The sequence below is a fragment of the Methanoculleus sp. UBA208 genome, from assembly GCF_002498065.1.
Lineage (GTDB): Archaea > Halobacteriota > Methanomicrobia > Methanomicrobiales > Methanoculleaceae > Methanoculleus.
In genome coordinates this window covers 1-25,686 of the sequence record NZ_DAFZ01000026.1, presented here as the reverse complement: position 1 = coordinate 25,686, position 25,686 = coordinate 1, and the positions used below count along the sequence as shown (strand labels likewise).

Sequence of the window (25,686 nt, the reverse complement as noted above, 5' to 3'; positions counted from 1 at the left end):
CCCCGTCAGCCCCTCCCCCGCGTGGCGATATTCAGGACATATCGGTTGACGGGGTTAAGCGAGTAGAACAGAATTGCCTCGGAATTCACCCTAAAAAACAGAGTACTTCCGGAAACGTCCTTTTTGACGCTTCACCCTCGCGGTTAGTAGACACACCAATCCGCTATCAGGCTCCTTTCGCTCAACCACCCTTCCGAACCTCATCAAGCACCTGGCACGTCCGGCAGATCCTCCCGCGTGGCGCTCGAAACCCTTCGGGTTTCTCAAACTCCGGCCCCGCACCTTCGGTGCTCCTGCTCCGTTCCGTCGGAACGTCGCACCCTGCGGCCCATCGCTCACCACACCTCTCGCAAACCCCGAACCCCATCTTCTCCGCCGGCTTCTCCGCCCTCCGCAGGGCCTCACCCAGATTCACGAGCGAGTACTTCGTCGCCGGGTGACGGAAAGTGTAATCGTCGAGGATCCCACGGACGTCGCCCCGCAGGGCGTCGCCCGCGTAGGGGCAGCCCGCAAGGTCGAACCCCTCGACGTGGAGGAAGGCATAGAGCGCCACCTCGCGCTCCGGGATATACATGAACGGCTTGATCCGGGGGACCATTCCTTCCACCTCCCGCATGGGACGGGTGAGCCGGTCGGCATCCCCCCGGAGGGCGTTCATCAGCACCGACTGGGCCTCGTCGTCCAGGTTGAACCCGTAGGCGAACTTCGTGACGCCCTCCTCGCGGGCAATCCGGTTCATCAGCGCCCGCCGGAGCACGCCGCAGTAGGAGCAGGAGAGCCCCGTGCCCTTCCGGCCCACGATCTCATCGAGCGTGATCCCGTACTCTTCCCGGAAGGATGCCGTCACCCAGGGGACGCCCATGCTCTCGGCGATCGCCCTGGCTCCGGCCGGGTCGCGGTAGCCGGATATCCCCTCGTCCACGGTGATCGCCATCAGCCGGACGTCCCGGCGCTCGCCGAGGAGCCGGTGGAGGAAGAAGAGGACGGCGCTCGAGTCCTTGCCCCCCGAGAGCGCCACCGCCACCGTATCGCCCGACTCGATCCAGCGGTGCTCCCGGATCGCCCGCTTCGCTTTCGCCTCGAAATCCCGGTTAAAGTGCTGCTCGCAGAGGTGCAGCCCAGAGTATCGCTGGAAAATAACCGCGTCGCGGCGGCACTTGCTGCACTGCATCCTTTCTCGATCATCCTTTTATCACGGCATCACATAAATTGTGTAGAAGATGCCTGTTCCTGCAGAATACGTGCGATCCCTGCACGCCTACGAACTCCGGATCCTGCTCGCCCTCGAACGCCTCATGCGCCGGTACCGGTGGGTGCCGCTCGAGGTGCTCAAGTCGGCCACAAAGTTCTCGGAGTCCGAGCTCTCCTACCGCCTGGGCAGGCTGATGGCCATGGATATGGTCAGGTACGAGAAGACCCCCTACGAGGGTTACGCCCTCGTCTTCAACGGCTACGACAGCCTGGCTCTCCACACCCTCACCCGCCGGGGCACCATCCAGGCGCTCGGAACCCTGATCGGCGTCGGAAAGGAGTCGGAGGTCTACGAGGCGATGGGGCTCGGCGTCGTGGTGCTGAAGTTCCACCGGGTCGGGCAGCGGTCGTTCCAGTCGGCCCGCGTAAAACGGGGCTACATGCCGGAGGCCGGGCACTGCCCCTGGATATTCGCCTCGAGCAACTCGGCGAAGATGGAGTACGACGCCCTGAAAACCCTCCACCCCGCCGTCTCGGTTCCGCTCCCGATCGACCAGAACCGGCACGTCGTGGCGATGTCGTTTGTGCCGGGCGTCAACCTCTCGCGGGCGGCCCTCGAAGAGCCGGAGCCGATCCTCGGCGAGATCCTCGACAACATCCGGGAGGCCTACCGCCTCGGCGTCATCCACGGCGACTTAAGCGAGTTCAACGTCATGGTCGACGAGGGGCAGTGCTGGCTGATCGACTGGCCCCAGTGGGTGGAGACCGCCCACCCCAACGCCGGCGAGATCCTCAGCCGGGACATCGAGAACATCCTCCAGTACTTCAAACGAAAATACGGCCTCGAATACGCCTTCGACGAAGCACTGGCACAGGTGGTCGGGTGAAGGTCTTCGGGATCGACATCATCAAAGGTTCGGTGCGTTCCCGCACCCGGCGGCCGGTCTACGCGCTCGCCCGGGTGGAAGACGGCGAGGTCCAGGGGGTCGAGGAGGTCACCGGATTCCGGCTCCAGCGCCTCCTTGCCACAGAACAACCCGACATCCTCGCGGTGGACAGCCTCCAGGAGGTCGCGGCCGACCAGCACGAACTTTACGCATTCCTGCAGTCGCTCCCGCCGTCGACGAAACTCGTCCAGGTGACCGGCGGGGAGAAGAAAGAGAGTCTCGGGAAGGTCGCCGCCCGCTACAACATCAGTTTCAATAAGTTCGACCCCTACGCCGAGGCCCGGACCACCGCCCGGGTGGCCGCGCTCGGGGCGGGGGTCGAGGTGATAGCGTTCGAGAACACCACCGACATCGTGGTGAGCCGGCACCGCTCGCCCGGCCGGGGCGGATGGAGCCAGAACCGCTATGCCCGGAAGATCCACGGCGCCGTGTTGCAGAAGGGCCGGGAGATCGAGACCCGGCTCCGGGGCGCCGGTCTTGACTACGAGAAGAAGGAGACGAAGGCGTTCGGCGGGTATTCAAGGGTCGCCTTCCGGGTCAAGGCCCCCCGGGAGAGGGTTCCGGTCCACTCCTCCCGGGGCGCCGACGTCCAGGTCAGGGTGACGGGCAGGCAGCTCGATCGGATACGGTTCGAACCGCTCTCCAGCCGCCCCCGTTACCTGATCGTCGGGCTCGACCCGGGGACGACCACCGGCATCGCCGCCGTCGACCTCGACGGGAACCTGGTACTCCTCACGAGTTCCCGGCAGATGACGATGTCGGATATCGTCGAGGAACTTTACCGCGCCGGAAAACCACTCATCATCGCCTCCGACGTGCAGCAGATGCCCTACTCGGTCGAGAAGATCCGGCGGGCGTTCAATGCCATCCCCTACACCCCGAAGCAGTCGCTCTCGGTGGAGGCGAAGTACGACCTGACCGCCCCGTTCTCCTACACGAACGACCACGAGCGCGACGCCCTCTCGGCAGCGCTGGACGCCTACCGGAGCCTCCAGAACAAGTTCAGGAACATCGCGAAGAGGGTGGGGCCGGGGTTCGATCTCGACGAGGTGCGGGCGCGGGTGCTGCGTGGCCAGCCGCTCGACACCGTTCTTGCGGACCTGCAGGGAGTCCCGGCGGCGAAGAAGGAGGCCGAACCGGAGGTGCCCCCCCCGGAGCGCCCGGTCGAGGACGAGCGGGTGATGGCGCTCGACGGGATGGTGAAAAGGCTCCGCAGTTACGTGCAGGAACTGCAGGAGGAACTCCGGGAGCGCGGCCGGGAGGCGGAGCGGCTCCGGCAGGAAGTGCGCCGGGCACGTTCCGCGACCGAGCGAAAGATCCGCCGGGACGCGGAACTGGCGGCGAAGGACGCGACCATCGAGAGCCTGCGCGAGCAGCTCCGGGGCGAGCGGCGCCGGTCCCGGCGGCTGAAGAAACGTCTGGAGAGGATGCAGAAGGTCGCGAAGATCGAGGGCACGGAAGACTACACTCCGCTCAAGGCGCTCGACTCCCTCACCCGCGAAGCGGTGCGGGGCCTCCAGGAGGAGATCGGCATCGTCGAAGGAGACGTCCTCTACGTCCCCCGGGCGCACGGCTGGGGTCGCGGCGTGGTCAAAGACCTCGCGGGAACGGGAGTGCGGGCGCTGGTCGTCGGCGGGGAGCCGCCAGACCCGCACCTGATCCGGGTCGCCCGGGAGTCCGATCTGCCCCTCCTCCCCGCGGAGACCGTCAGGCCGGATATCCGCGGCAGGAGCGGAGCGGCACTGACCGGAGCCGTCGAGGAGGCGATCGGCGAATGGGAGGAGGAGCAGAAGGAGTTCCGGCGCGAGCAGGAAGCCGAGCGGGTCGAATACCTCTTTAAGGAGTACCGGAGCGAGCGGGAGAAGGAGGTGCGCCGCGGTGGATGAACGGGGCCTGCACCGGCTTATCGGGACGATCATCAACCCGGAGCGGCTCGAGGACGACTGTGCCGTCATCCCCTGCGGCGACCGCCTCATGGTCGCGAGCACCGATATGCTCCACGAGACGACCGATTTTCCTGCCGGGATGACCGACTGGCAGACTGGCTGGATGGCGACGGCGGTCACGCTCTCTGATGTCGCGAGCATGGGCGCGGCGCCGGGGCAGGTGCTCCTCGCTGTAGGCCTCGATAGGCCGGAACGCCTCCGCGGGATCATGGAGGGCGCCCGGGACTGCTGTACGGCGTTCGGCGCCGAGCTTGTGGGCGGGGACCTCGACGCCCACCGGGAACTGACGATCGTGAGCACGGGGCTCGGGACCGTCGCCCCGGAGCACCTCATCAGGCGGCGGGGGGCGCGGCCGGGCGACGTCATCGCGGTCACAGGATCGCTCGGCGAAGCCCAGGCCGCCCTGAACGGCTACGACCGGCACACGAAGGAACTCCTCGAGCCTCAGCCCCGGGTTCGGGAAGGACAGGCGCTCGGCCGTGCCGGGGTCTCGGCGATGATGGACATCTCCGACGGCCTTGCCCTCTCCCTCCACGACCTCCTTGCCGTGAACGACTGCGGCTTTTCCGTCGATACCGCCCGCCTCCCCCTCCCGGCCGGCGTGCCGGAGGACGAGGGCCGAGAACTTGCGCTCTACGGCGGGGGGGACTTCGAACTTCTCTTCTGTGCCCCTCCGGGCATCCTCCCGGTCCCGGGTGTCGAGGCGCACGTCATCGGGGAGGTCATAGTGGAGCGGACGGTCCTCGCGGACGGAAAGCCGCTCGAACGCCGGGGCTACCTGCACGAGTGGGGCAGCTAGGAGGTGGCCCTTACCCCCATCCGCCGCCACTCCCACAGGATGTACGCGACGCCGATGACTGCAAAGACGAATACCGCCGCCTCGGTCACCAGGATTCCCTGCGTCTGGGCGAGGTAGACGGCGGCGGCGTCCACTGCGGCGTGCCAGATGATAGCAAGAGCGAGGAGCGCTTTTTTGGCGTAGACGATGGCGGCGAGCACCATCAGCGACCACGCGATATGCAGGACGATCGTCATCATACGCTCGGCGAGCCCGGGCAGGATGTCGAGCGGGGTGAGGGCCCGGAGGGCCTCGATCTCTGCCTGGACGGCGGGGTCGTCGGGCAGGAAGAGCATCGACCCCTCGCCGGTGATGACGATGTAGGAGACCATGCTCGTAAGGACGAGGAGCGCGACGATCATGCTCTCGACACCGCCCCATCCTACCCCGAACTGGAGGCCGTTCTCCCGGCTGAGGGGGATCTCCCGGCGGGGGAAGAGGTAACGATAGACGAGGTAGCGGCCGATCTCTTCAAAGAGACCGGCCATGAGGCCGAGGTAGACGGCGAGGACCGCGACGGCCGCGGTTGTCCCGAACGGCAGGACGGCGAGGTAGAGCGGGGTCTGCGTTACGAGGACGAGCGGGGCGTGGACGATCTGCACGACGATGAAGAAGAGGGCGCCGAGCACGAAGACCCGCCACGAGACGCCGAATTTTTTGACGATCCAGTAGCCGAGCGCGAGCGGAACGATGATCTCGAGCAGGGCGACGACGGCGAACGTGGCGACAACCAGCGGGTCCATACGGGAGAGTATTTGACTAATTATTTAACAATTGTCACTGTACAGTGAGGAAAGGATCCCGATAGCCATGAAAACAGAGCATCCGGGGGCGGTCACCGAAGGCGGGGGCATACCGGGGGGTCGGTTCTCGAACAACTTCGACTTCCTTCGGTTCGCAGCGGCGGCGGTGATCGTCGTCACGCACGCCTACGCGCTCAGGCTCGGCTACGTCGGGACGGGAATGTACGACCCGGTCATACTCATAGGGGAGGCAGCGCTTGCCGCCCTCCTGGTCACCAGCGGCTACCTGATCGCGGCGAGCTGGGAGTCGACCCCATCGCCGCTCCGGTTCGCCTGGAAACGGTTTCTCCGGGTCGTCCCTGCCCTCGTCCTCGCGATCCTGGTCACGCTATTCGTCATCGGCCCGCTGATGACGTCTCTTCCCCTGGTGGATTACTTCGGGACCCTCTTCTCTCCGGCAGGTCTCGCCACCGTCCCGTTCTTTGAAGACGGATCGGCGATAGGCCTCTTCCAGGACAACCCGTGGACCTACGTCAACGGCTCGCTCTGGACGATACCCGTCGAGGTCGCCATGTACGGGGTCGTCGCAGCCCTCGGGATCGCCGGGCTCCTGCACCGGTGGGGCGCCATCACCGCCCTTGCCGCCGTAAACGTCCTCCTGTGGGCCGCCTGGTTCGACGACCCCCGGATGTCGAAGATCCGGTTCACCCTCTACTTCCTCATCGGTGCCTGCCTCTACCTTCACCGGGAGCGGATCGCCTACCGGCCGGTGGTCGCCGGAGCGCTGCTCCTGCTACTCGGGCTCGCGGCCCTGACACCCTACGTAACCGTCGCCGGGATGATCGCCATCCCCTACCTCACCATCTACGCCGCGCACCTCCCGATCCCGTTCCTGAACACCTTCGGGAGACCGGGGGACTTCTCCTACGGCATCTACATCTATCACTACCCGGTCCAGCAGGTGCTGATCCAGGCCACGGGGAACGAGCTCCTCCTCCCGGCGCTCTGCGGGCTCTCGTTCCTGGCAACGTTTGCTCTCGCGTTCCTCTCCTGGCACGTCGTCGAGAAGCGTGCTCTCGCGGCAAAGAGCCTCGGCACCGCCGATCTGCGGCGGGTGCTCGGGATCCCGTCCCTGCCGGCACCCCTTACCGCATGGTGGGTCGCCCGGAAGTGACGGATGCGAGAACCTCTTCGAGGATCTCGACCGCGTCTTCGATGTAGCGGGGGCAGAGGGTCCGGGTGAGGTTCTGCTCCCGGGCCCGGGCAAGCCCTTCATCGGTCGAGAGGTCGCACCCGAGGAGTTCGGTGCAGGAGACGGTGCCGTTCTTCCGGACAAACCGGGCGATGAACTCCCGGGTGAGAGCGTAGGCCAGATCCTTCGCCTCTTTTTCGTCGGGACCGGTGCTCCCGAAGGAGAGCCCGATGACGAGAACCGCACCTGATGCGGCCCCGCACGCGCCCCCGGTATGTCCCACCCCGCCGCCGAACCCCGTGGCCGCACGGAGGACGACCTCTTCGGGCACCCCGGCATCGTCCGCAAAGACCGAGCTGACCGCCTGTGCACAGTTGTAACCCTGCATGAAGCGGGAGACCGCCTCTTTTGCCCTGTTACCCATCCGATTCACCTGCAGGTTGATTGCGCTCCTGGCGGCTTCAAGTTTGCGCGGCAGGGCCCGGTGCCGGAATGGTTTAAAAGCCCGGCCGAGAAAGTAGACGTATTCCGGGAATACTCTCCCGGTGAGGGGACAACCATGAAAAGAACAGCACTGATCGTCGCCCTGATCGTCGCCCTGGTTCCGGCGGCGGCCGGGGCGGAAGCCTCCTACCACGGCGTATCGACGGGGAGCGTCGTCAACGACGTTGCGATCACCGCGGACGGGAGATATATGGTCGCGGGACGGGAAGCGGGAACATCGTAGGCCTGCAGCAGGACGGCACCGTCCCCTGGAACGTGAGCGCCCCAAGTGCGGTAACTGCGGTTGCCGTCGCGGATGCCGGAAGTTACGTTGCCGCCGGGACCGATGGCGGCGATGTACTCCTCTTCGACGGCAACGGCGACTGGCCGGAGGGCAGGAGCTCGAGCACCGAAGGTGCGGGTGGCGGCCGCTACTGGACGAAGAGCGTCGTCGGGCCTGTCCGAGATCTTGCCTTCGCGGGGGACGGCCGGTACCTCGTGGTGGGGAGCGACCGCATCACCCTCTTTGACTACCGGGGCGATGAGGAGTGGGATATCACCGTGCAGCGGGGCTCCCGCTCCGGCGGCACGCCTCTGTACGTCACGTCCGTCGCATTCACCAATGACGGCAACTACATCGTCGCCGGGAGCAGCAGCGGCGACATTCTTTTCATGAACCGGCAGGGGAACCTGATCTGGGAGGGGATTGCCCGCAACGTCGTCACCGCTGTCGACGTCTCCCGTGACGGGTCGGTCGTCGCCGCCGGGGGCCGGGATCGCGCCCTCCAGGTTTACGGGCGGGCAGGTGGGCTCCCCTGGGCGCTTCCCACCGGGGCGCCGATCCTCGCGCTCGCTCTCTCCGGTGACGGACGGTTCGTGGTCGTCGGCAAGGAGGGCGGCGACGTGGACTGCTACCGGCCGAACGACGACCTGCTCTGGAAGAACCGGACGGGAAGCGACGTCCTCACCGTGGACATATCCCGGCGGGGCGGGACTGTCGCGGCCGGGACCGCTGGCGGGGGCGTGCACCTCTGGAACAACAACGGAGACGCGCTCTGGTCGTTTGACGGCGGTGCAGCCGTAAACGCGGTCGCCCTCTCAGACGGCGGCGACTACCTCGCCGCGGGTGCGGGAGAGCGGGCCTTCATCTTCCGGACGGCCGATGCGCCGGTGCCGGCGGCGACGGAGGATACCACGCACGCGACGGCCCCGACACAGGCCGGGGGGGTACGCTCATCGGGCTCCTCGCCGTTGCGGTCGCGGGGGCCGCAGGCCGTCTCCGGCGCCGGTGACCCCGGAGAACAGGGGATTCCCTGTTCTCCTCCAGACTTTTAAATAGCCGGGCGGAGCGCTGTCCCGGCGGGGCTCGCGCGCTGTGGTCGACACACGGATGTCGCCCGGATTGACGTTTGCCGACCGAAGGGGCTTCGCCCCTCTCGACACCCCCGGCGACCTGCGGTCGCCTATGGGCCAGCAAGTTTCTTAAAAGTGTTATTGAAGATGAGCAGTAATGGACCCGGCGGGATTTGAACCCGCGGCCTCTCTGTCCCAACCGAAGGGGCTCCGCCCCTTTCGAAACCCCCGGCGACCTGCGGTCGCCCAGGAACATATGAAAAATTCATACAAAAATGAAGTCACAAAACAGATGAGTGGACCCGGCGGGATTTGAACCCGCGGCCTCTACGTTGCGAACGTAGCGATCTACCCCTGATCTACGAGCCCGAAGATATGAGATCAGAGTATGATCTCGATATCTAATTTTTCTGCCAGTTCCTTATATCTGTTCCTGATCGTGACCTCGGTTACGCCCGCAACCTCGGCGACCTCGCGCTGTGTGCGCCGCTCGCCGCCAAGGATCGACGAGATGTAAATGGCGGCCGCAGCGACGCCCGTCGGACCTCTTCCGCTCGTAAGTTCGCGCTCGCCTGCCTGCCGGAGGATCTCGACCGCCCGGCTCTGGACCTCGCCCTTCAGGTTCAGGCCCGAGCAGAAGCGCGGTACGTAGTCGATCGGGGACGTCGGCAGGAGTTTCAGGCCGAGCTCGCGGGAGATGAACCGGTAGGTGCGCCCGATCTCCTTACGGGATACACGGGAGACCTCGGCAATCTCGTCGAGCGTCCGGGGGACGCTGCACTGGCGGCATGCCGCATACAGCGCAGCCGCCGCGACTCCCTCGATACTCCGGCCGCGGATCAGGTTCTTGTCCACGGCGTCGCGGTAGACCACCGCGGCGGTTTCGCGCACGTTCCGGGGCAGGCCGAGCGCAGACGCCATCCGGTCCAGTTCCGAGAGCGCGAACGCCAGGTTCCGCTCGGTCGCGTTCGAGACACGGATACGCCGCTGCCACTTCCGGAGCCGGTAGAGCTGGGCGCGGTTCTTGCTCGAGATAGCCCGGCCATAGGAGTCGCGGTTCCTCCAGTCGATCATCGTCGAGAGACCCTTGTCGTGGATCGTGAACGTCATCGGTGCGCCGACACGGGAGCGCTTCATGCGCTGGTCGTGGTCGAATGCACGCCACTCGGGACCGCGGTCGATGAACTCCTCGTCGAGGACGAGACCGCAGTTCTGGCATACGAGTTCGGCACGCTCGTAGTCGTGAACGAGCTGGCGGCTGCCGCACTCGGGGCAGACGGACTGAACGCTCTCCTCGGTGCGCTTCTTCTCCGTCTCTTTGACTTTCTGCTCCCCTCTCTTCTTAAGGGCCTCACGCTGCAACTGCAGCTGTTTCAATTTTTCTACTTCTGCCATCGATTATTCACCTATTTTGCAAATATCTTCTCGCCAACCTGCACGGAGCAGCCATTGTAGCAGAGGACTACGGCATAGGGAGATGATATATTTCCAAAGATGTCAACTACCTTCCCTACGGGTTTTAACCGGCGATCCACAGCCTCACCGTAGAGGCGGGGCAACTGTGCAGCATCACATCGCAAGATTAACAAGCGATCGCCGCAAACACTTACAGAACGTCCGATTAGCCGCAAACTGCAACCTCTAGGGGATACTATAGTTGGAAGTATTTAGTAACATATATATGTTGGCGGTTTGAATATAAAAACGTTTTGCTAAGATATAAATATCACATCTTACTTCTGGAGGAGCCGATTTATATCCTGAGAGAGAACTTCCCGGGATTCGGCCTCCGTCAATCCGGCGCCGAGAGCGACCGCCCATCGCGCCCCCTTCGACATCAGATCTGACGGTGCATGCGTATCGGAATCGACCACAAGCCGGCAACCGGCCTCCTGCGCCATCCGCACCACATGGCCGTTGGTGCGGTTGTGTCCCCCGCGCGAGGTGATCTCGAGCGCTATCCCGTGCTCCGCGGCTGCGCGGGCATCCTCGACCGCTATGAGCCCGGGGTGGGCGAGCACGTCCACGTACTCGCACGTGCACCCGGCACGGTTCGTCCCGGGGGCGACCGGCTCCACCACCGTCTCGCCGTGAACCACGACGATATCGGCGCCGAACCTCTTTGCGTCGCGTGCAAACGCCGGGATCAGGGCAGGCGGGACGTGGGTGAGTTCCACCCCGACGAGCAGGTTCACGCCGTAACATCGTGCCGATTCCCGGCATTCTCCCGCCGCCTCCACCAGGTGCCGGAGGTTCGAGGCGTCCGCATGGTCGGTGACGGCGAGGGTTTCGTAGCCGAGCACGGCGGCCCGGCGGACCAGCTCCGTCGGGAGGAGTTCGCCGTCGGAGAGGACGGTATGGGTGTGCAGGTCGTACATCGCGGTCACTTCCGGCCGGCCAGGCCGCGGGCAACCTTCCGGATCAGGTCTTCCTTGCTCCCTTCCCATTCCGCCACGATCCGGCCTTCACGCTCGGCCCACCGGGCGGGGTGGTGGTGCTCCTCCACCCGGTGCGGGACCTTCATCTTCCGCAGGACGGCCTCGATGGCGGGAAGATCCGGGGATCTCACGCCGAGATTTTTTGCGACGCGACGCCCCTCCCGCCGCTCGAGCGTTGCGTCGAAGTAACAGGGGTACAGGATGCGTTCAGCGCTCATTGTTGTATGATCTGGGTGGTTAACCTATAAACAGATCATGATCACAGTACGTACCATGCATCATATCGACGTCCATGTGGAGAAGGACATCTACGACGTCAACAACCGCCTGGCAGACGCCAATGCAAACCACCTCAAGGCGCACGGCATCCGGGCGTTCGACCTCCTCGGCGCCATCGGGTCCGGGAAGACCGCCCTGATCGAGCGGCTCGTGCCGCTGATCCGGGAGCGGGGTCTCCGTGTCGGCGCCATCGCCGGGGACGTCTACGGGGACGACGACTTCAGGCGGATCGTCGCCCTCGAGGTCCCTGCCTACAACGCGAACACCGGGAAGGAGTGCCACCTCGACGCCCACCTGGTGGAGCACGCCATCGGGCACCTCCCGCTCGATCAGATCGACATCCTCTTCATCGAGAACGTCGGCAACATGGTCTGCCCGACCGATTTCCGGCTGGGCGCAGAGAAGAGGATCGTCGTCGTCAGCTCGACGGAAGGAGACGACGTGGTGAACAAGCACCCGATGATGTTTCGTAGCAGCAACATCGGCGTCATCAACAAGGTTGACCTCGCCCCGTTCGTCGGCGCCGACCTTGACCGGATGGAGACGGATATGTGCCGCTACAACCCGGAGATGAAGGTTTTCCGGACGAACATGAAGGCCGGGGAAGGGCTCGAGGCGCTGCTGGACGCGATCCTCGCGTGATCAGCAGAATTAAATATCCCGGTCTCGAATAGTTATAGCACTTTAACGAGAGATTGCTACCCCCTGAAGGGTATCGCGTCCTCAACAGAGTAGTTCGGTGGTCACATGCAGTGGCAAGGAAGATCAGTACGGAAGCCGTCGGGCGGACGCTATCACACCTCCCAGGGCAAGAAGAGAACGGAGATCGGAAGAGCTCCGGCAGAGACGCACATCGGTGAAGAACGCAGGAGAGTAGTCCGCACCTACGGAGGCAACCAGAAGGTCCGGGCACTCCGGCTAGAATACGCGACGGTTTCAAACCCCGCAACCGGCGAGACCAAAAAGGCGAAGATCGAGACGGTCGAGGCGAACAGCGCCAACCCGAACTACGTCCGGCGGAACCTCCTGACCAAGGGCGCCATCATCAAGACCGAGATGGGGCGCGCGCGGATCGTCAGCAGACCGAGCCAGGACGGCGTCGTCAACGCCGTTCTGCTGGCATAACATACCCTTTTTTTACGGCCGGAGATAGCACCAGCCCTCCGCCTGCCTGACGACCAGTTCCACGATGCCGGACGGGACGGTCTCCACGTAGCCGGGGAAGTTTTCCATGGTTAAGTTCCGGGAGCGCAGCGTATTCTCGCAGACGACGAACCGCACCCCGCGGCCCGCGAGCATGTCCATGAGGCCGGTGTTCGGGCCGCCGGCGCGGATCCCCTCCACCCCGTCGGCGTGGACCACTATCTCGACCTCGACCTCCTCGAGCTCGGTGGCGAGGTTCTTTGCGTTCCGGAGGACGAGCGCCGCCTTTTCGCGCTCGTCCAGGTGGATGACGACCCGCGGGGAGAGGGTCATATCGCCGTCACGCTCCCGCGGAGTTCGGCGCTGACGGGACCTTGTGCCAGGTAGCGTTCGAGCGCCTCGATCGCCCGGATATCGAGGTCCCGGCGGTTCTTCCCGTAGGCCGGCGGCACGCCCTGCCCGGTGACGAACGCCGCGCTGTAGACGGCGTCCGGGTCGAGCCTTTTGCCGGCCGCAAAGAATTCCTGGATCCGCAGCCCGGCCGGATTCTCTATCTTGCAGTAGAGGTTGACCCCCATGCACCGTTTCACGTAGCCGCCCATCTGCTGGTAGGGGTCGCGCGCAAAGGTCCGCTCAAGGTTCTCCTCCATCATCGCCGTAAGTTCCCGGCCCGTGATCTCGGTCGTCGAGACCGGGGGGTTGACCGGGATGATATCCCAGAGATCGTTTTGGGTGACCGGGCCGGGCGACACCGGGGCGCCGTAACGCCAGCCGTTCGAGAACGCCATCTCTGCACCCGTGGCGTCGATGAGCGCCTGCAGGAGAAGGTTGTCCATCGTGGCCTCGAGAACCGTGTTCCGGTTAAGACCCGTCCGGGTCTCCCCGACCACCCGGGAGAGGTACTCGCGGTGGGGCTCCATGATCCCCTCGACCGTCTCCTCGACCCCGGGATCGGGCCGGATCTCCTCGCCGACGACGATGAGCGCGTGGTCGAACCGTTTCACCCGCCGGTTTTCGACCGTGAGGTCAAGCCGCCCGAGGAAGGAGCCGTGGCAGCCCGACTGGATGATGACAGTGTCGTTGACGACCGCTGGTTCAAAAAGCCGGTTGTGGGTGTGCCCCGAGAGGAGGACGTCGATCCCGTCCGTCTCGCGGGCGAGTTTCACCTCCTGCGGAAACCCGAGGTGCGATATCACCACGACGAGATCCACCCCCTCCTCTTCGCGGAGCCGGGCGATGTGCCCCGGGAGTTCGGCGTTCCCGAGAGAGAAATGGACTCCTTCCGAGAAGGAGTCCGGCATCACCTTGTCGACGATGGTGGCTGCGATGCCGATGACGCCCACCTGCAGGCTATCGGTCTCGCAAACCGTATACGGGGGAAAGACCAGATCTCCGGTCGCGTCGTCGCAGCAGTTGTCGGCGAGGACCGGGTAGTCGAGCTTCCCGGCAACCTTCCGGAACTGCTCCGGGCCGTAGACGAACTCCCAGTGGGCGGTCATGGCATCGAAGGCGAGAGCGTTCAGGACCGGGACGAGCGCTTCGCCTTCCGATTGGACGACGGGGTAGGTCCCGTGGATGGTGTCGCCGCAGTCGAACGCAAGCACCCCTCCCGGCCGCTCATCGCGAGCCTCTTCGAGGAGGGCGGCAATCCGGGCGTACCCGCCTGCCATCCGGTACACCGGCGGCCCGCCGGCATAGAAGAGTTCCTGGTGCGGTTCCAGATACCCGTGCGAGTCGTTCATCTGCAGGAGCGTGAGGTGGCCGGTCATGGGTGCAGGGAGGGGAAGATGTGCAAAAAACGTTTGCGCCTCCGGCGGGATCACATCCTTTTTACGTTCCGCAGACCTCAATTCTAGTGATGCGCAGGATATACCATCGTTTCCCCCAATCCATCGATCTCGACTTTGACCTCATCCGGCCGTTCCGGGAGGTTCTTGCCTGCATCGCACGGATGCACGACACCCATACCACCGCACGGGGTGCCGACGGCCTCGTCAAGGAACGGATGCTCGTCCAGGTAGCGGACGGGCGGACGCAGTTCCTGGACCTCGACGCCCTGGTGCCGCTCGCCGAGAAGGTCACCGAGGTGGCGGACTTCCGGATCGACCTGCAGAGGACGCTGCTTACCCCGGAAAAAAAGCTGCCGGTCTCGGAGAACGTCTTCTTCCTCCGGATCGTCGACAGGGGTCCGGTGACTGAGTGCTACGTCGCGAAGGAGGGGCGCCTCGGGGACCTGGACGCGATGGACCTGCGAAAGATGCTCAAGGGTGCCTGCGAGTGAGTGTCAAGATTGCGGTTGCCGCGCCGTTCAAGCACATGCGTAAAGATCGGCTGCAGAGGAGCGAGTTCGTCTTCTACATCGCCATCGACCGGAAATGGATGAACAAGGAGCAGGCGAATCAGCTCCTGGACCGGGCGAAGTCAGAGGGGCTCGTCGAGGTGGACGGAGGAGCCATCCGGCCGCTCTTCGATGTTGCCGAGGTCTCGATACCGCTCGGGTTCAAGCCCACCTCAGACGTCCTCGCAGCGGCGGAAAGCCCCTACGAGGAGCTGATCGGGCGGATCGCCGCCGCGACCGAAAAACCGCCGCAGGAGGTCGTTGCCGAACTCCACCGGGTCGTCACCGATAACTTTGACGGCAACCTCCGGGTGGAGGCGGCGGCGGTCATCCTCGCGAAGAAGTACGGGGTGGCATTCGAGGACAAACTGCCCGCCCTGGAAAAATCGGCCGCGAAGAAGCGGTAAGATCGTTCTCACGTTTCTCGCATACCGGAAAGACTCACGCAAACACTCCGGTACCTTTCGCTACCCGTTGCACCGGCGATCACACACGATCCACTTCTGGTCATCCCTGCCCCCGTCGCGTCAACGTCCCAAAGGCTATCGTGCATGCATGCGCCAGAAACCTGTATGGAAGACCTTGAGTCCTGCCGCCTCTGCGAGTGGAGGTGCGGCGTCGACCGGCTCCGGGGAGAGCGGGGGGTGTGCCGCGTCGGCCGGGCGGAGGTGGCGGCGACGATGTGTTCGGGCTCTCTCGCGAGTTACATCGTCACCCTGCTCGGGTGCTGTTACCGCTGCCTCCACTGCAACGCCTACCGGATCTCGCAGTACCCCGACCCCGGCTGGCAGTACGCCGGCCACGTGCCGGCGGCGGTGCTGGTGGCCGAAGCCCGGAAGCGGGTTGCCGCCTACAGGGGGCGGCGTATCCGGACTATCGGGTTTACAGGCGGGGACCCGATAATCCACCCCCCCTACATCGAAGAGGTGGCGGGCGAGGTGAAGCGGCAGGGGCTCGGTCTCGGGATCGGGATCTCGACCGGAGGGTTTGCGACGGAGGCGGCGATGGAGCGGATCGTCGACCTCTGCCGGGTGATCACCCTCGAGATCAAGGCGTGGTCGGACCCGGTCCATCGCGCCCTCACGGGAGCGCCGGTGGGCCCTGTGCTCAGGAACGCAGAGTACCTCGTGCGCGAGGGAAGAGACCGGATCAGGGTCTTTCGGACGGTCGTGATCCCCGGCATGACCGATCGCGAGGTGGCCAGGATCGCGGCGTTCATCGCCTCGCTCGACCCGGGCGTGCCCTACCGGCTCATCGGGTTTAGGCCGAACAACGTCCTCTACTACCACCCGGGGCCGTCGAGGGAGGAGATGGAGCATCTCTGTGCGGTCTGCCGTGAGGCCGGGCTCGAGGACGTGGCCTGGAGCGGCTACTATCCCGAAGCGGTGCCGGACGAGGTTGCCGCCCGGGCGGCAGGGCTCACCGCTGCATACGGGGGAGAGCCTGCTGCGGCGCTCACCGCCGCGTATGCCGCGGCGTGCGGGTGCCCCACCCACCCCCGCGACTGCGGGGCGTGCCCTCTCCGCGACCACTGCCCCGCCACGCTCAGGGAACCCTGGCGCGGCCGGTAGAACGACGAGAATACGGGTAGACTGACCCGGGACAATAATACTTCAGAAAAGAAAGAGGCTGATTTATTCAGCAGCCGCCTCGGGCTGGCTAAAGTATTCTGCCAGAGGTTTTGCACCGCTCTCTTTCACGGCGGCGTTGATCTGAACGATATCTGCGCTGATCTCGTTGCCCCGCACCGACTTCCTGCGGCGCTCCCCGTCCATGACGGGGTGGAACCCGACGCCCCTGGAGAGGAGGAGCCTTCTGCGTGACGGGCCGGGAAGGTCGCGTCGTGCGGGGATACCGGTCTTGTCCGTGGCACCGGTGATCTTGATCGTGTAGCCCGCAAAGCCGAGGATGCTCCCGTCGATCTCGTCACCGATGCGCTTGCCGATGAGCGCTCCTGCGGCGGAACCGGTCGCATCAACCTTATACGAGCGCCCGGTTTCCGGTTCTGATAGGATGATTTTGAAATCTGCCATGTTGACGACTCCTTCGAAAGTACCTATACAATTTGAGAATATGGTATTAAAAGACTACCTCTGCAGGGTTAAAGGAGAGCGGCGGCCGGGAGAAGCCCGCACTTTCCGGTAAGGGGTCACTTCCCCCAGAAGGGGTCTTCCCGGCGCTTCAGGGTGGTGAACTCCTCCAGGGTCTCGCGCAGGCTCGAGCTTAAGTGGTCGATCATCTCCCGCTCGATCACCTTCACGTGCCGCTCCGGAATATTCACGTAGAGGTCGTCGTCGACGTTGATCTGGCGGCCGACCGTTGGGCCTTCGATCGAGATCGCCACCTCCGCGCCCGCCTCCGCCTCCTGGACGGTCTCGTTCTTCGCCTGGATCTGCTTGATGCGGCCGACCTTCTTGCCGTTCGGAAGGGCGAGATCGACACCGCTCTGGAGTTTCCCGCCGAGGACCCGGACACCGACCACGGCCGGGTTGCTCTGCCGGAAGACACAGTTCGGGAGGATCCGGATCTTGGCGGGCATGATCAGTTTCTCGAACTTCTGCCGTTCGAGCTCCTGCTTCTTCTCATCCCGCCACTCGACGTAGTCGTCGATGAGCTGGTAGATGACGCCGCCCTCGAATATGCTGACGTGGGACATCGACGTATCCGCGAGGGCGTCGATCGCGTCCGGCAGGACAGGGGTGTTGAAGGCGATGATCGCGCTGTAGAGGGGGTCCTTGATCGTTCCCGCCTCGATGACGTCGTGGCGGGTGACCGGGCCCACGGTCGCCCGCATCACCTGGATCTGGTGGCCCTCGAGTTCCTTCGAGAGGGCTTCGAGTGCGCCGATAGTGTCCGCCCGGATGATGACGCCGATATCGGATAGGTTCACCTCAATATCCTGGACCTCGCGCCGGACCTGCTCGATCACCTCGTCCCGGTTGGCTCCCCGGACGACCCGGAGGGGGGAGCCCGCGATGACTCCGTCGAGTTTCGGGGCGGCGACCTTGATACCCGCAGCGGCGGTGACGGATTTGACCCGCTCGAACCGCTCCTCGATCAGGATCTCGCTCATGGGGCGGGGCTTTAAGAGCGAACGCACTTTGGCCTCGATGATCTGGTCGTTTCCCGCGACGACGATCCCGTCCCCGACCTTGAGGGTTCCGTCGTAGAGGATCACGTCGAGCGTCATCCCGAGGCCCCGCTCCTCCTTCACCTCGAGCACGGTGCCGGCGCCGGGGCCGTCGGCGCTGACCTTGAGGCTCTCGGTCATGTAGCGCTGGGCGAGCCCGATCAGCACCATGAGGATATCGGGGACGCCCTCCCCGGTGATGGCGCTCGTCGGCACGATGCAGATGTTGCGCGCGAAGTCCGAGACCCGGTCGAACCGCTCGGAGTTGAATCCGAGGTCGGAGAGTTTGCCGACGAGTTCGTAGACCTTCGTCTCGACCATGCCCTGGACGCGCTCGTTCTGCTGCGCAAACGTCTTTAGAAACGGCTGGCCCTCCTGGACGCGCCAGCCGTGGATGCGGTCGACCTTGTTCGCCGCGATGACGAACGGCGTCTTGTAATTGCGCAGGATCTGGAGCGCCTCGATCGTCTGGGGGCGGAAGCCCTCGTTGATGTCCACCACGACGATCGCCATATCGGCGAGCGCCCCGCCGCGCGCACGCAGCGTGGTGAAGGCGTGGTGCCCGGGGGTGTCGATGAAGAGGAGGCCCGGGACGTTGACGCTGACCTTGCTCAGGGCTCCACCCATGCGGGTGACTGCGTCGATGGGGACAAGCGTGGCACCGATATGCTGCGTAATCGCGCCTTCCTCGGTCGATACCACGGACGAGCCCCGGATCCGGTCCAGGAGCGATGTCTTGCCGTGATCTACGTGGCCCATCACGCAGACGATGGGGGCCCTGATCGTTGATTCCTTTGCCATGATAATCACCTTCCGGTATATGCTGTATGGACGAATAAACCCGAAAAATCCGGAATATTGACCGCTTTTTTCCCGAATCACGCCATAGTCAGGGTGATTCCCCTACCCCCGGGGCGTCGCTCGGCGCCCGGAATACTGGTACGTTATAGAACATGGAGTCTATTAATAATTCACCTCGCCGCCTACCGCGTCCGGCCGGACGCTACCGGATTCGGCAGCGTGGCGGCCGGATGCCCGGCGGATCGCGTGGTCCCCGGCGATTCCGGCCGGATGCAAGCCCGGAACCCCATGGAAGAAGAGAGGTACGGGCGCGCCGTAGAGATACCTTAATCAAATCCGGCTACCAACTATTATGAGTACCTTGCCAGGGTGGGGTAGTTGGTTATCCTAAGGGACTGTGGATCCCTCGACCCGGGTTCGAATCTCGGCCCTGGCCTTTCTTTTGTTTCGTTCGATCGTCTCGGATTGCTCCTGGATACACTGATCAGGAAGGCGTCTCAAAACACCGATACCGGGGCGAGGAGACCCATTCGAAACGCATCGCGTTTCTCAAACCCCCACCCGATGGCCGGTCGCCCGCCCTCCATCAGTTCTTTTTGCACACCAGCCATCAGGAGGGGGAAAAACCGCCGCTCGAAAGGCGCAAAACTTCGAAAAACTTCGTCGTTAACGCCAGGTATAATTATCCGGGACACCATATCGCACACCATGAACAGAAGGATTATCGGCCTGCTGCTGCTTGCAGGCCTCATCGCGCTCGGCTGCATCGCTGCCGGGTGCACCGATATACCGGAAACGACATCCGGACAGTCGGCTCCTCCCACGGAGGGGGAAACGCCGGGCCCGGCTGCAGAAGGCGCCGGCAACGTCTCGGCGGGGAACAACCGGTTCGCGGCCGACCTCTACCGGCAACTCGCGAGCGACCCGGATTACGCGGACCAGAACATCTTCTTCTCGCCCTACAGCATCTCCTCGGCCCTCGCGATCACCTACGAGGGCGCCCGGGGCACGACCGCCGACGAGATCGGATCGGTGCTCCACCTCCCACAGAACGAGACCCTCCGGAGATCCGGGTTTGCCGGGCTCGATGCCGTCCTGAACAGCGGGGACGCCAATTACACTCTCCGCACGGCAAACGCCCTCTGGGCGCAGGAGGCCTACCCGTTCCTCCCGGATTACATCGAGACGGCCGGGCGCTGGTACTCGGCAAACGCCACGAACCTCGATTTCGCCAGCAACCCCGAGGGATCGCGGCAGACGATCAACCGCTGGGTGGAGGAGAAGACCGAGGATAAGATCCGCGACCTCCTCCCCGCCGGCTCGATCGACTCGATGACCCGGCTCGTGATCACGAACGCGATCTACTTCAAGGGCACCTGGATCAAGCAGTTCGACGCGAACGAAACAACGGAGGAGGAGTTCCGGGTCGCGCCGAACGAGACCGTGCAGGTCGAGATGATGCACCGCACAGACGAAGACGCAATCTACGGGTATACCGAGACCGACACCCTCCAGATGCTCGAGATGCCGTACGCGCACGGGAGCGGAACGGGACTCTCGATGCTCGTCCTCCTCCCGCGGGAAGACAACCTGACGGCGGCAGAGGAAGCTCTCGAGCCCGGGACGCTCACTGATATCCGGGATTCGCTGGTCGACCGGCGCGTCAGGGTCGTCTTCCCGAAGTTCACGCTTGAAGCGGAGTACAGCCTCCCCCCGACGCTCGCAGCGATGGGGATGCCGACGGCGTTCTCCGGCGGTGCCGACTTCTCGGGGATGGACGGGACAGACGACCTCTTCATCAGCGAGGTCGTTCACAAGGCGTTCGTCGACGTGAACGAGGAAGGCACCGAGGCTGCGGCTGCGACCGGCGTCGTCGTGAACCTGAAGGCTGCGCCCGGCGGCGATACCACGCCCGTATTCCGGGCGGACCACCCGTTCGTCTTCCTCATCGTCGAGGAGGATTCCGGGACGATTCTCTTTGCAGGACGGGTCGCGAATCCGGAGGAGTCGTAAGGAACAGTCCGAGGGGGCGGCGATAGCCTGCCGCCTCCTCACGCCTCAGCGAGCCGCTCGACGATCGTCTTCTGCATATAACCGATGATCGGCATATCCGAGCCGATCACCGCATACCGCCCGGAGCCTGCAACGGCGATGACGAAGAAGTCCCGGCCGTCGACCAGTATCGTGCACTCATCCTTTCTCAAACCCATCACGGACTCGTTCATAGGCGGAGAGTCAAGAAGCTCGAGCACGGTTCCCCTGGCTTCGTAGATCGGAAGTCTGATGTCGGCATAATCCTCCTTCTTCCGCACGACCACGTAGAGATCGATCTTGCGCTCGATCGGTTTGATGGCCGCATAGTGCTTCCGGAGAAACTCCGGGTCGTAGCAGAGGAGCACCATGGTCTTCTTCGCCCGCCGGAAGAGCGCGGAGATGTGGTTCTCAATTGCCCAGCCGCTCCTGAGGATGAAGAACGAATCGGGTGGGAGATGCGGTTTTACCGAGAGGCTCTTCAACGCCTCGCGTGTCTCGTCGAGGGTGCGGATGTAATCATCTTTGAGCCGGTCGAAGACCATGTCTATATCGAGCACGTAATAGGAAGAGGGAGACCCCTCTTCAACCCCGATGAAACCCCGCCGGGCCAGGTCGTTCAAGATCTCGTAGATCCGTCCCCGGGGAACCCCGCTCACCTCGTGGATGTCCCGTGCGGTCGCTTTCTGGAGCCCGACAAGCGTGGAGTAGACGCTTGTCTCGTACTCGTTCATCCCGAGATCCCGGAGTCCCGGGACAATCTCAGCAGTCATTGCACCTCTATTGAGTTGCAACACCCTTATGGCTTCCGGGGAGAGACGGATGTACCGGCGAGAGAGAACCCGTCTCTCGCAAGACCGTTCCCCTCCGGAGCAGCCGCCCGCCAGATGCCGGGCGTACACCGCAAGCCGGAACGCCGGGCCGGGCATACCCACCTTCGAGGAAGGCTGCTCCGGCAAGGACCGATGAGAGCAGAACGCAAAAACGATACCACCTGAACCAGATGATACCCGGCTGTATCACCTTTTACAAACCGGGTCATCAACATGCCCTGGAACGTATCCGGCGGCAACGGCGGCGGGCCCGGGCGTGACCGGGCAGCCGTCCTCACCGCTTCCTCCCGGGGATGCTTCTATGGTATATCGGGACAGACGACGCCTGCCGTCAGTATCCTGCAAGGAGCGTGGAGATGAGCCGCGCCTCTGCCTTTCGCAGGTGCTCGATCGCGGTGGCTTTGCTGATGCCCACCTTCTCCGCAAGCTGCTGGCTGTTGATCCTGCGGGGGTACTCGTAGTAGCCGTACCGTTTTGCCGCGATCAAAAGGTCCCTCTGCCGGGGGGGTGAGCCGCGAGAGCGGGTCGTTCCCGGAGAAAGAAGCCTCCTCGAAGATGACGTTTCGGACCTCACCGTAGGTGGCCATGAGGCGGAGGATCTTGTTCAGGTTCTCGGCATCGCCGATGCAGGTGTGGATGAACAGGTCGCGGGACTTGTATATGGGGGAGGCCCAGATGACGTCCAGGTCGAACTCGCGCATCTTCTCCAGCAGGAACTCATCCCGGATGGCGTACCGCACAAGACAGGTGCGACTCCGGCCATCGGCCTTGAGCACCTCAAGAGAACCGAGAATTTCCGGGAACTCAAGGTCGTTCGCGGTGTATCCCGCTTTCATCGTAATCTCGGCAACCACCGTCTCCTCCCCCCGCTCAAAGTTCATCTTGAGCAACTCAAGGACTTTTACGAATTCGACCCTGTCCAGGAGGTCGTTCACCGCCCGGTTAAGATCCTCTGCGTCGGAAGGCATGCCCATCAATGGATCTTTCAGACAGACCTCGACGGTCATCTTGCGCATACATCGTGTGGGACGCCGCCCCCTATAAACCCCGTACATATACGGGAGAATCTTGAATTCCCGGGCTCTCCAGTACTGATAGGTATGGGAAGCAAACGTGAACCGGCTGCAGGAGATCACACCGGGGAAGCGGAACCCGATATCGGTCCCCGCCCGGGTTGCAGCAGGTTCATATCCTGTCCCTCAAAAACACTACTTCCAGCAGACGAACCATTTATTACGAGGAGAGACGTGAACTGCGCAACCACCTGCAATACCGGGTCCTGCCGGGGTTCCAAAGAGCCGCCGTGCAAAAGACCTATTTATCGCAAATCATCCCACAAAGAGCCATACATCGAGGAGACCGACCAGGTCTGGATCGAGGCCGGGTTCATCCCCCCACTGGACTGCCGGCGGGCCGTAGCCCTGCTCCACCGTCTCGCCATGGACGAAGACCCCGCGGCTTCCTTGCTCTCGTCCGTCCTCACGATGACGGCTAAATCCGGGGAGGACGGCCGCGGCTACCGGATCCTCGACCCCGTAAAACTCCGGCGTGTAGCAGAGGACTACGGGATCGAGCCCGCCTGCAGGAGCGACGGCGAGATTGCTCGCGCAGTGACCATGGCGATCATCGGCGAGTACGGGGAAAAGGCACAGGAGGCGAGCAGATGAAGAACCCCTACGAATGGCTCGCCGCCGCCATCAACAACCATACCTGGACCGTCGCCGGGGTCGCCGCGGCTATCTTCATCCTGGCGTGCTTCGGGCTCTCGATGGTGACGATGGAGACCGGCGACGACACCTACGTCGACAAAACCACCCCCCGCGGCGCGCTCCTGGATCATTACAAGGAGACCTACGGCTCCGACGCGATCATGCTCATCTACGAGGCCGACAGCGTCCGAAACCCCGATACCCTCAGGTATATCGACAGCCTCCAGGAAGACCTCAGAAACGAACGCTACGTCGATGAGGTCTCCGGCGTCGTCGATCTCCTCAAACTGGCGAGTGGCGGCACCCTGCCGTCGTCCAAAGCGGAGATCGACGGGATCATCGCACAGGCTCCGCCGGAGATGGTCGAGAGTATGCTGCCCTCGGACCTGATGACGATCAGCGTCATCAACCTTGAGGTGGGCGTCACGATGGATCTGCAGAAACAGGTTCTTGAGAATATCAGGTCAATCATCGCCGTCTCGGAGCCGCCTCCGGGCCTCACGGTCACGGTCTCGGGAAACCCGGCGTTCACGCAGGAGATGGGTGAAGAGATGGGAACCGAGACGGGCACGCTGATCCTCGCAGCCATGGTCCTGATGGTTCTTGCGGTGACGCTCCTCTTCTCCCACGTCCGTTACAGCCTCCTCCCCGTGGGGGTCGTGGCCGTCGGGCTCATCATGACCTTCGGGTTCATGGGCCTCCTCGGCATCCCGATCAGCATGGTGGTGGTCGGGGCGTTCCCGGTGCTCATCGGGATCGGGATCGACTACGCGATCCAGTTCCATGCCCGGTTCGACGAGGAGATCCGGCGCAGCACGATCCCACAGGCCGCATGGGTCACTGTCACGCAGATGGGGCCTTCGGTCCTGGTCGCGATGTCGGCGACGGCGCTCGGATTCATCGCGATGTTCTTTGGGCCGGTTCCGATGGTGGGCGACTTTGGGATGGTCTGCACGATAGGGGTCGTCTCCTGCTACATCGCAGCGCTCATCCTCATCCCGGTCTTTGCAATCGTCACCCGCTACCGGCCGAAGGAAGAGGAGTCCGCCCCCTCCGAAGCCGCCTCAAAGCCTGGGAACACCTTCATCGAGCGGTACGACCGACTCCTCGGCAGGCTCGCCTACACCGTCGCAAAATACCCGATCCCGGTCATCCTGCTCTTTGCGGTCGTCGCGGCAGGGGGCTTCCACCTCGACCAGAGCGTTCCTATCAGTGCCGACGAGAAAACCTTCGTCCCCGATGACATGCCGGCCCTCCTCTCCCTGGAGAAGATCACCCGGACAATGGGGTCGACGAGCACCATCCCGGTCGTCGTGACCGCAGACGACGTCCTCTCTCCGGAGACGCTTGCCTGGATAGATCAGTTCGGGGTCTACGAGCAGGAGCATAACGACAAGATAACCGGGGTGACAAGTGTCGCGACCCTGATCCGGGAGTACAACGGCGGGACGCTCCCCTCGACCGAGAGGGAGGTCGACAGCGTCGTTGCCCGGATCCCGGAGGAGACCCTCTCCCGTTACCTCAACGGGAATATGGAAGCGGTGCTCGAGTTCTCGACGGTCGACATGGAGATGAGCGTCGCCCGCGACCTTGTGCAGAGGATGCAGGACGACGTTGCGTGGAACAACCCGCCGGCCGGTGTGACGGTGAAGATCACGGGTAGTATGGAGATGTTTGCCGCCCTCATGGACGATATCAGCGAGTCGAAGACGTTCATGACCGTGCTCGGCTTCGCCTTCATCCTCGGGTTCCTGATCCTGATCTACCGGAGACCCAGCGCCGTCTCGCCGGTCGTCCCGATCTTCTTCATCGTCGGCTGGAACGGGGCCATCATGTATCTCCTCGGCCTCGAATACACGCCGCTGACCGCCGTCCTCGGGTCGATGACGATCGGGGTCGCGTCCGAGTATACCATCCTCATCATGGAACGGTGCGAGGAGGAACTCGCCCGGGGCATGGAGTTCCTCGACGCCGTCCAGACCGCGGTGCAGAAGATCGGGACGGCCATCACGGTATCCGGGCTGACGACGGTCTTCGGGTTCTCGGCGCTCACCCTCTCGACCTTCAACATCATCAGCAACTTCGGGATCGTGACGGTCATCACCGTCGGGTTTTCGCTCGTGGGCGCGATCGTCGTCATGCCGGCGGTCCTTGCACTCATGTACCGCTACACCGGACGCTCCCGGGCCGTAGCGGCGGCCGGGGTCCCGGAGTAACCTCTCCATCGCCCCCCTTTTCGGGAAAAACTCCTGCCCTCAGGCCAGTCGTGACCCGCACCTGGCTGTGCTCGA

The 25,686-nt window shown here is 63.8% G+C and carries 26 protein-coding genes and 2 tRNA genes; 15 read left to right on the top strand and 13 right to left on the bottom strand.

Translation table 11 applies throughout. The features are described from left to right. Positions 1–181 precede the first annotated feature (181 nt). Positions 182–1,171 carry an ATP-binding protein gene (locus BRA62_RS02130; protein ID WP_292364469.1) on the bottom strand — a complete coding sequence of 330 codons (990 nt, stop codon included), beginning with the start codon at positions 1,169–1,171 and terminating at the stop codon, positions 182–184. Between the two features lie 49 nt (positions 1,172–1,220). On the opposite strand from BRA62_RS02130, the gene BRA62_RS02125 reads away from it, so the two are divergent. The 3 genes from BRA62_RS02125 to thiL are packed head-to-tail and all read left to right on the top strand — an operon-like array spanning position 1,221 to position 4,883. After that, positions 1,221–2,078 carry a serine/threonine-protein kinase RIO2 gene (locus BRA62_RS02125; RefSeq protein ID WP_292364467.1) on the top strand — a complete coding sequence of 286 codons (858 nt, stop codon included), beginning with the start codon at positions 1,221–1,223 and terminating at the stop codon, positions 2,076–2,078. Next, on the top strand, positions 2,075–4,024 hold the full coding sequence (locus tag BRA62_RS02120) for a DUF460 domain-containing protein (protein WP_292364466.1): 1,950 nt from the start codon (positions 2,075–2,077) through the stop codon (positions 4,022–4,024). The genes BRA62_RS02125 and BRA62_RS02120 overlap by 4 nt, the downstream gene beginning before the upstream one ends. After that, positions 4,017–4,883 (top strand): thiamine-phosphate kinase, encoded by an 867-nt coding sequence (gene thiL / locus BRA62_RS02115; protein ID WP_292364465.1) that lies wholly within the window; start codon positions 4,017–4,019, stop codon positions 4,881–4,883. The genes BRA62_RS02120 and thiL overlap by 8 nt, the downstream gene beginning before the upstream one ends. Here the strand turns inward: thiL and BRA62_RS02110 are convergent. Beyond that, positions 4,880–5,665 (bottom strand): YhfC family intramembrane metalloprotease, encoded by a 786-nt coding sequence (locus BRA62_RS02110; RefSeq protein ID WP_292364464.1) that lies wholly within the window; start codon positions 5,663–5,665, stop codon positions 4,880–4,882. The genes thiL and BRA62_RS02110 overlap by 4 nt on opposite strands. A 67-nt stretch (positions 5,666–5,732) precedes the next feature. On the opposite strand from BRA62_RS02110, the gene BRA62_RS02105 reads away from it, so the two are divergent. Then, positions 5,733–6,839, top strand: coding sequence for an acyltransferase family protein (locus tag BRA62_RS02105; RefSeq protein WP_292364463.1), 1,107 nt, complete (start codon positions 5,733–5,735; stop codon positions 6,837–6,839). On the opposite strand, the gene BRA62_RS02100 is transcribed toward BRA62_RS02105, so the two are convergent. Beyond that, positions 6,811–7,281: a C-GCAxxG-C-C family protein gene (locus BRA62_RS02100; protein WP_292364462.1), complete on the bottom strand. Its 471-nt coding sequence runs from the start codon at positions 7,279–7,281 to the stop codon at positions 6,811–6,813. The two genes, BRA62_RS02105 and BRA62_RS02100, sit on opposite strands and share 29 nt — an antisense overlap. Positions 7,282–7,416: 135 nt before the next feature. On the opposite strand from BRA62_RS02100, the gene BRA62_RS02095 reads away from it, so the two are divergent. Next, positions 7,417–7,584 (top strand): hypothetical protein, encoded by a 168-nt coding sequence (locus tag BRA62_RS02095; protein ID WP_292364461.1) that lies wholly within the window; start codon positions 7,417–7,419, stop codon positions 7,582–7,584. A 32-nt stretch (positions 7,585–7,616) separates the two neighbouring features. Continuing rightward, positions 7,617–8,675, top strand: coding sequence for a WD40 repeat domain-containing protein (locus BRA62_RS02090; protein ID WP_292364460.1), 1,059 nt, complete (start codon positions 7,617–7,619; stop codon positions 8,673–8,675). 315 nt (positions 8,676–8,990) lie between these two features. Here the strand turns inward: BRA62_RS02090 and BRA62_RS02085 are convergent. From BRA62_RS02085 to BRA62_RS02070, 4 genes are all read right to left on the bottom strand, one after another. Further along, positions 8,991–9,062: transfer RNA gene (locus BRA62_RS02085), tRNA-Ala, on the bottom strand. A 12-nt stretch (positions 9,063–9,074) separates the two neighbouring features. After that, on the bottom strand, positions 9,075–10,088 hold the full coding sequence (locus tag BRA62_RS02080) for a transcription initiation factor IIB (RefSeq protein ID WP_011843316.1): 1,014 nt from the start codon (positions 10,086–10,088) through the stop codon (positions 9,075–9,077). Between the two features lie 338 nt (positions 10,089–10,426). After that, on the bottom strand, positions 10,427–11,071 hold the full coding sequence (locus tag BRA62_RS02075) for a histidinol phosphate phosphatase domain-containing protein (RefSeq protein ID WP_292364457.1): 645 nt from the start codon (positions 11,069–11,071) through the stop codon (positions 10,427–10,429). Positions 11,072–11,076: 5 nt separating this feature from the next. Continuing rightward, positions 11,077–11,349: a signal recognition particle subunit SRP19/SEC65 family protein gene (locus BRA62_RS02070; RefSeq protein ID WP_292364456.1), complete on the bottom strand. Its 273-nt coding sequence runs from the start codon at positions 11,347–11,349 to the stop codon at positions 11,077–11,079. 55 nt (positions 11,350–11,404) lie between these two features. Between BRA62_RS02070 and hypB the strand changes: the two genes are divergently transcribed. Further along, positions 11,405–12,052 (top strand): hydrogenase nickel incorporation protein HypB, encoded by a 648-nt coding sequence (gene hypB / locus BRA62_RS02065; protein WP_292364455.1) that lies wholly within the window; start codon positions 11,405–11,407, stop codon positions 12,050–12,052. A 105-nt stretch (positions 12,053–12,157) separates the two neighbouring features. Further along, complete coding sequence (locus BRA62_RS02060; RefSeq protein ID WP_292364454.1) at positions 12,158–12,535, top strand: 30S ribosomal protein S8e; 378 nt, start codon at positions 12,158–12,160, stop codon at positions 12,533–12,535. A gap of 12 nt (positions 12,536–12,547) precedes the next feature. Here BRA62_RS02060 and BRA62_RS02055 read toward each other — a convergent pair whose 3' ends face one another. Continuing rightward, positions 12,548–12,886 carry a DsrE family protein gene (locus BRA62_RS02055; protein WP_292364453.1) on the bottom strand — a complete coding sequence of 113 codons (339 nt, stop codon included), beginning with the start codon at positions 12,884–12,886 and terminating at the stop codon, positions 12,548–12,550. Next, positions 12,883–14,322, bottom strand: coding sequence for a bifunctional metallophosphatase/5'-nucleotidase (locus BRA62_RS02050; protein WP_292364451.1), 1,440 nt, complete (start codon positions 14,320–14,322; stop codon positions 12,883–12,885). Before BRA62_RS02050 ends, BRA62_RS02055 begins: the two co-directional genes overlap by 4 nt. 89 nt (positions 14,323–14,411) lie before the next feature. On the opposite strand from BRA62_RS02050, the gene BRA62_RS02045 reads away from it, so the two are divergent. The 3 genes from BRA62_RS02045 to BRA62_RS02035 all read left to right on the top strand — a co-directional run bounded on the left by BRA62_RS02045 (position 14,412) and on the right by BRA62_RS02035 (position 16,462). Beyond that, the gene (locus BRA62_RS02045) at positions 14,412–14,834 is read left to right on the top strand and encodes a hypothetical protein (RefSeq protein WP_292364449.1); all 423 of its coding nucleotides are present in this window, start codon (positions 14,412–14,414) and stop codon (positions 14,832–14,834) included. Continuing rightward, on the top strand, positions 14,831–15,298 hold the full coding sequence (locus BRA62_RS02040; protein WP_292364447.1) for a DUF2240 family protein: 468 nt from the start codon (positions 14,831–14,833) through the stop codon (positions 15,296–15,298). The genes BRA62_RS02045 and BRA62_RS02040 overlap by 4 nt, the downstream gene beginning before the upstream one ends. A gap of 165 nt (positions 15,299–15,463) precedes the next feature. Continuing rightward, positions 15,464–16,462 (top strand): radical SAM protein, encoded by a 999-nt coding sequence (locus BRA62_RS02035; protein ID WP_292364446.1) that lies wholly within the window; start codon positions 15,464–15,466, stop codon positions 16,460–16,462. Between the two features lie 63 nt (positions 16,463–16,525). On the opposite strand, the gene BRA62_RS02030 is transcribed toward BRA62_RS02035, so the two are convergent. Together BRA62_RS02030 and infB are read right to left on the bottom strand one after the other, a co-directional pair. Then, positions 16,526–16,924 (bottom strand): 30S ribosomal protein S6e, encoded by a 399-nt coding sequence (locus BRA62_RS02030; RefSeq protein WP_292364444.1) that lies wholly within the window; start codon positions 16,922–16,924, stop codon positions 16,526–16,528. 116 nt (positions 16,925–17,040) lie between these two features. Beyond that, the gene (gene infB, locus BRA62_RS02025; RefSeq protein WP_292364442.1) at positions 17,041–18,822 is read right to left on the bottom strand and encodes a translation initiation factor IF-2; all 1,782 of its coding nucleotides are present in this window, start codon (positions 18,820–18,822) and stop codon (positions 17,041–17,043) included. 363 nt (positions 18,823–19,185) lie between these two features. Here infB and BRA62_RS02020 point away from each other — a divergent pair. Then, positions 19,186–19,258 (top strand) — tRNA-His (locus BRA62_RS02020). 272 nt (positions 19,259–19,530) lie between these two features. After that, complete coding sequence (locus BRA62_RS02015; RefSeq protein WP_292364440.1) at positions 19,531–20,835, top strand: serpin family protein; 1,305 nt, start codon at positions 19,531–19,533, stop codon at positions 20,833–20,835. Positions 20,836–20,873: 38 nt separating this feature from the next. Here the strand turns inward: BRA62_RS02015 and BRA62_RS02010 are convergent, their stop codons facing one another. Both BRA62_RS02010 and BRA62_RS12860 read right to left on the bottom strand, forming a co-directional pair. Next, positions 20,874–21,626 carry a TrmB family transcriptional regulator gene (locus tag BRA62_RS02010; RefSeq protein WP_292364438.1) on the bottom strand — a complete coding sequence of 251 codons (753 nt, stop codon included), beginning with the start codon at positions 21,624–21,626 and terminating at the stop codon, positions 20,874–20,876. A 359-nt stretch (positions 21,627–21,985) separates the two neighbouring features. After that, the gene (locus BRA62_RS12860) at positions 21,986–22,702 is read right to left on the bottom strand and encodes a helix-turn-helix domain-containing protein (protein ID WP_422655920.1); all 717 of its coding nucleotides are present in this window, start codon (positions 22,700–22,702) and stop codon (positions 21,986–21,988) included. Between the two features lie 231 nt (positions 22,703–22,933). On the opposite strand from BRA62_RS12860, the gene BRA62_RS02000 reads away from it, so the two are divergent. Together BRA62_RS02000 and BRA62_RS01995 are read left to right on the top strand one after the other, a co-directional pair. Next, on the top strand, positions 22,934–23,353 hold the full coding sequence (locus BRA62_RS02000; protein ID WP_292364436.1) for a hypothetical protein: 420 nt from the start codon (positions 22,934–22,936) through the stop codon (positions 23,351–23,353). Next, positions 23,350–25,611, top strand: a complete 2,262-nt coding sequence (locus tag BRA62_RS01995) for an efflux RND transporter permease subunit (protein WP_292364435.1) — start codon at positions 23,350–23,352, stop codon at positions 25,609–25,611. The genes BRA62_RS02000 and BRA62_RS01995 overlap by 4 nt, the downstream gene beginning before the upstream one ends. Positions 25,612–25,686: the final 75 nt, after the last annotated feature.

Excerpts from the sequence above, each read along its gene's own strand:
- BRA62_RS02130 (WP_292364469.1), bottom strand. The coding sequence starts at position 1,171 with ATGCAGTGCAGCAAGTGCCGCCGCGACGCGGTTATTTTCCAGCGATAC.
- BRA62_RS02125 (WP_292364467.1), top strand. The coding sequence starts at position 1,221 with ATGCCTGTTCCTGCAGAATACGTGCGATCCCTGCACGCCTACGAACTC.
- BRA62_RS02110 (WP_292364464.1), bottom strand. The coding sequence starts at position 5,665 with ATGGACCCGCTGGTTGTCGCCACGTTCGCCGTCGTCGCCCTGCTCGAG.
- BRA62_RS02105 (WP_292364463.1), top strand. The coding sequence starts at position 5,733 with ATGAAAACAGAGCATCCGGGGGCGGTCACCGAAGGCGGGGGCATACCG.
- BRA62_RS02100 (WP_292364462.1), bottom strand. The coding sequence starts at position 7,281 with ATGGGTAACAGGGCAAAAGAGGCGGTCTCCCGCTTCATGCAGGGTTAC.
- BRA62_RS02095 (WP_292364461.1), top strand. The coding sequence starts at position 7,417 with ATGAAAAGAACAGCACTGATCGTCGCCCTGATCGTCGCCCTGGTTCCG.
- BRA62_RS02080 (WP_011843316.1), bottom strand. The coding sequence starts at position 10,088 with ATGGCAGAAGTAGAAAAATTGAAACAGCTGCAGTTGCAGCGTGAGGCC.
- BRA62_RS02075 (WP_292364457.1), bottom strand. The coding sequence starts at position 11,071 with ATGTACGACCTGCACACCCATACCGTCCTCTCCGACGGCGAACTCCTC.
- BRA62_RS02070 (WP_292364456.1), bottom strand. The coding sequence starts at position 11,349 with ATGAGCGCTGAACGCATCCTGTACCCCTGTTACTTCGACGCAACGCTC.
- hypB (WP_292364455.1), top strand. The coding sequence starts at position 11,405 with ATGCATCATATCGACGTCCATGTGGAGAAGGACATCTACGACGTCAAC.
- BRA62_RS02060 (WP_292364454.1), top strand. The coding sequence starts at position 12,158 with ATGCAGTGGCAAGGAAGATCAGTACGGAAGCCGTCGGGCGGACGCTAT.
- BRA62_RS02055 (WP_292364453.1), bottom strand. The coding sequence starts at position 12,886 with ATGACCCTCTCCCCGCGGGTCGTCATCCACCTGGACGAGCGCGAAAAG.
- BRA62_RS02050 (WP_292364451.1), bottom strand. The coding sequence starts at position 14,322 with ATGACCGGCCACCTCACGCTCCTGCAGATGAACGACTCGCACGGGTAT.
- BRA62_RS02045 (WP_292364449.1), top strand. The coding sequence starts at position 14,412 with ATGCGCAGGATATACCATCGTTTCCCCCAATCCATCGATCTCGACTTT.
- BRA62_RS02035 (WP_292364446.1), top strand. The coding sequence starts at position 15,464 with ATGGAAGACCTTGAGTCCTGCCGCCTCTGCGAGTGGAGGTGCGGCGTC.
- BRA62_RS02030 (WP_292364444.1), bottom strand. The coding sequence starts at position 16,924 with ATGGCAGATTTCAAAATCATCCTATCAGAACCGGAAACCGGGCGCTCG.
- infB (WP_292364442.1), bottom strand. The coding sequence starts at position 18,822 with ATGGCAAAGGAATCAACGATCAGGGCCCCCATCGTCTGCGTGATGGGC.
- BRA62_RS02015 (WP_292364440.1), top strand. The coding sequence starts at position 19,531 with ATGAACAGAAGGATTATCGGCCTGCTGCTGCTTGCAGGCCTCATCGCG.
- BRA62_RS02010 (WP_292364438.1), bottom strand. The coding sequence starts at position 21,626 with ATGACTGCTGAGATTGTCCCGGGACTCCGGGATCTCGGGATGAACGAG.
- BRA62_RS12860 (WP_422655920.1), bottom strand. The coding sequence starts at position 22,702 with ATGCGCAAGATGACCGTCGAGGTCTGTCTGAAAGATCCATTGATGGGC.
- BRA62_RS01995 (WP_292364435.1), top strand. The coding sequence starts at position 23,350 with ATGAAGAACCCCTACGAATGGCTCGCCGCCGCCATCAACAACCATACC.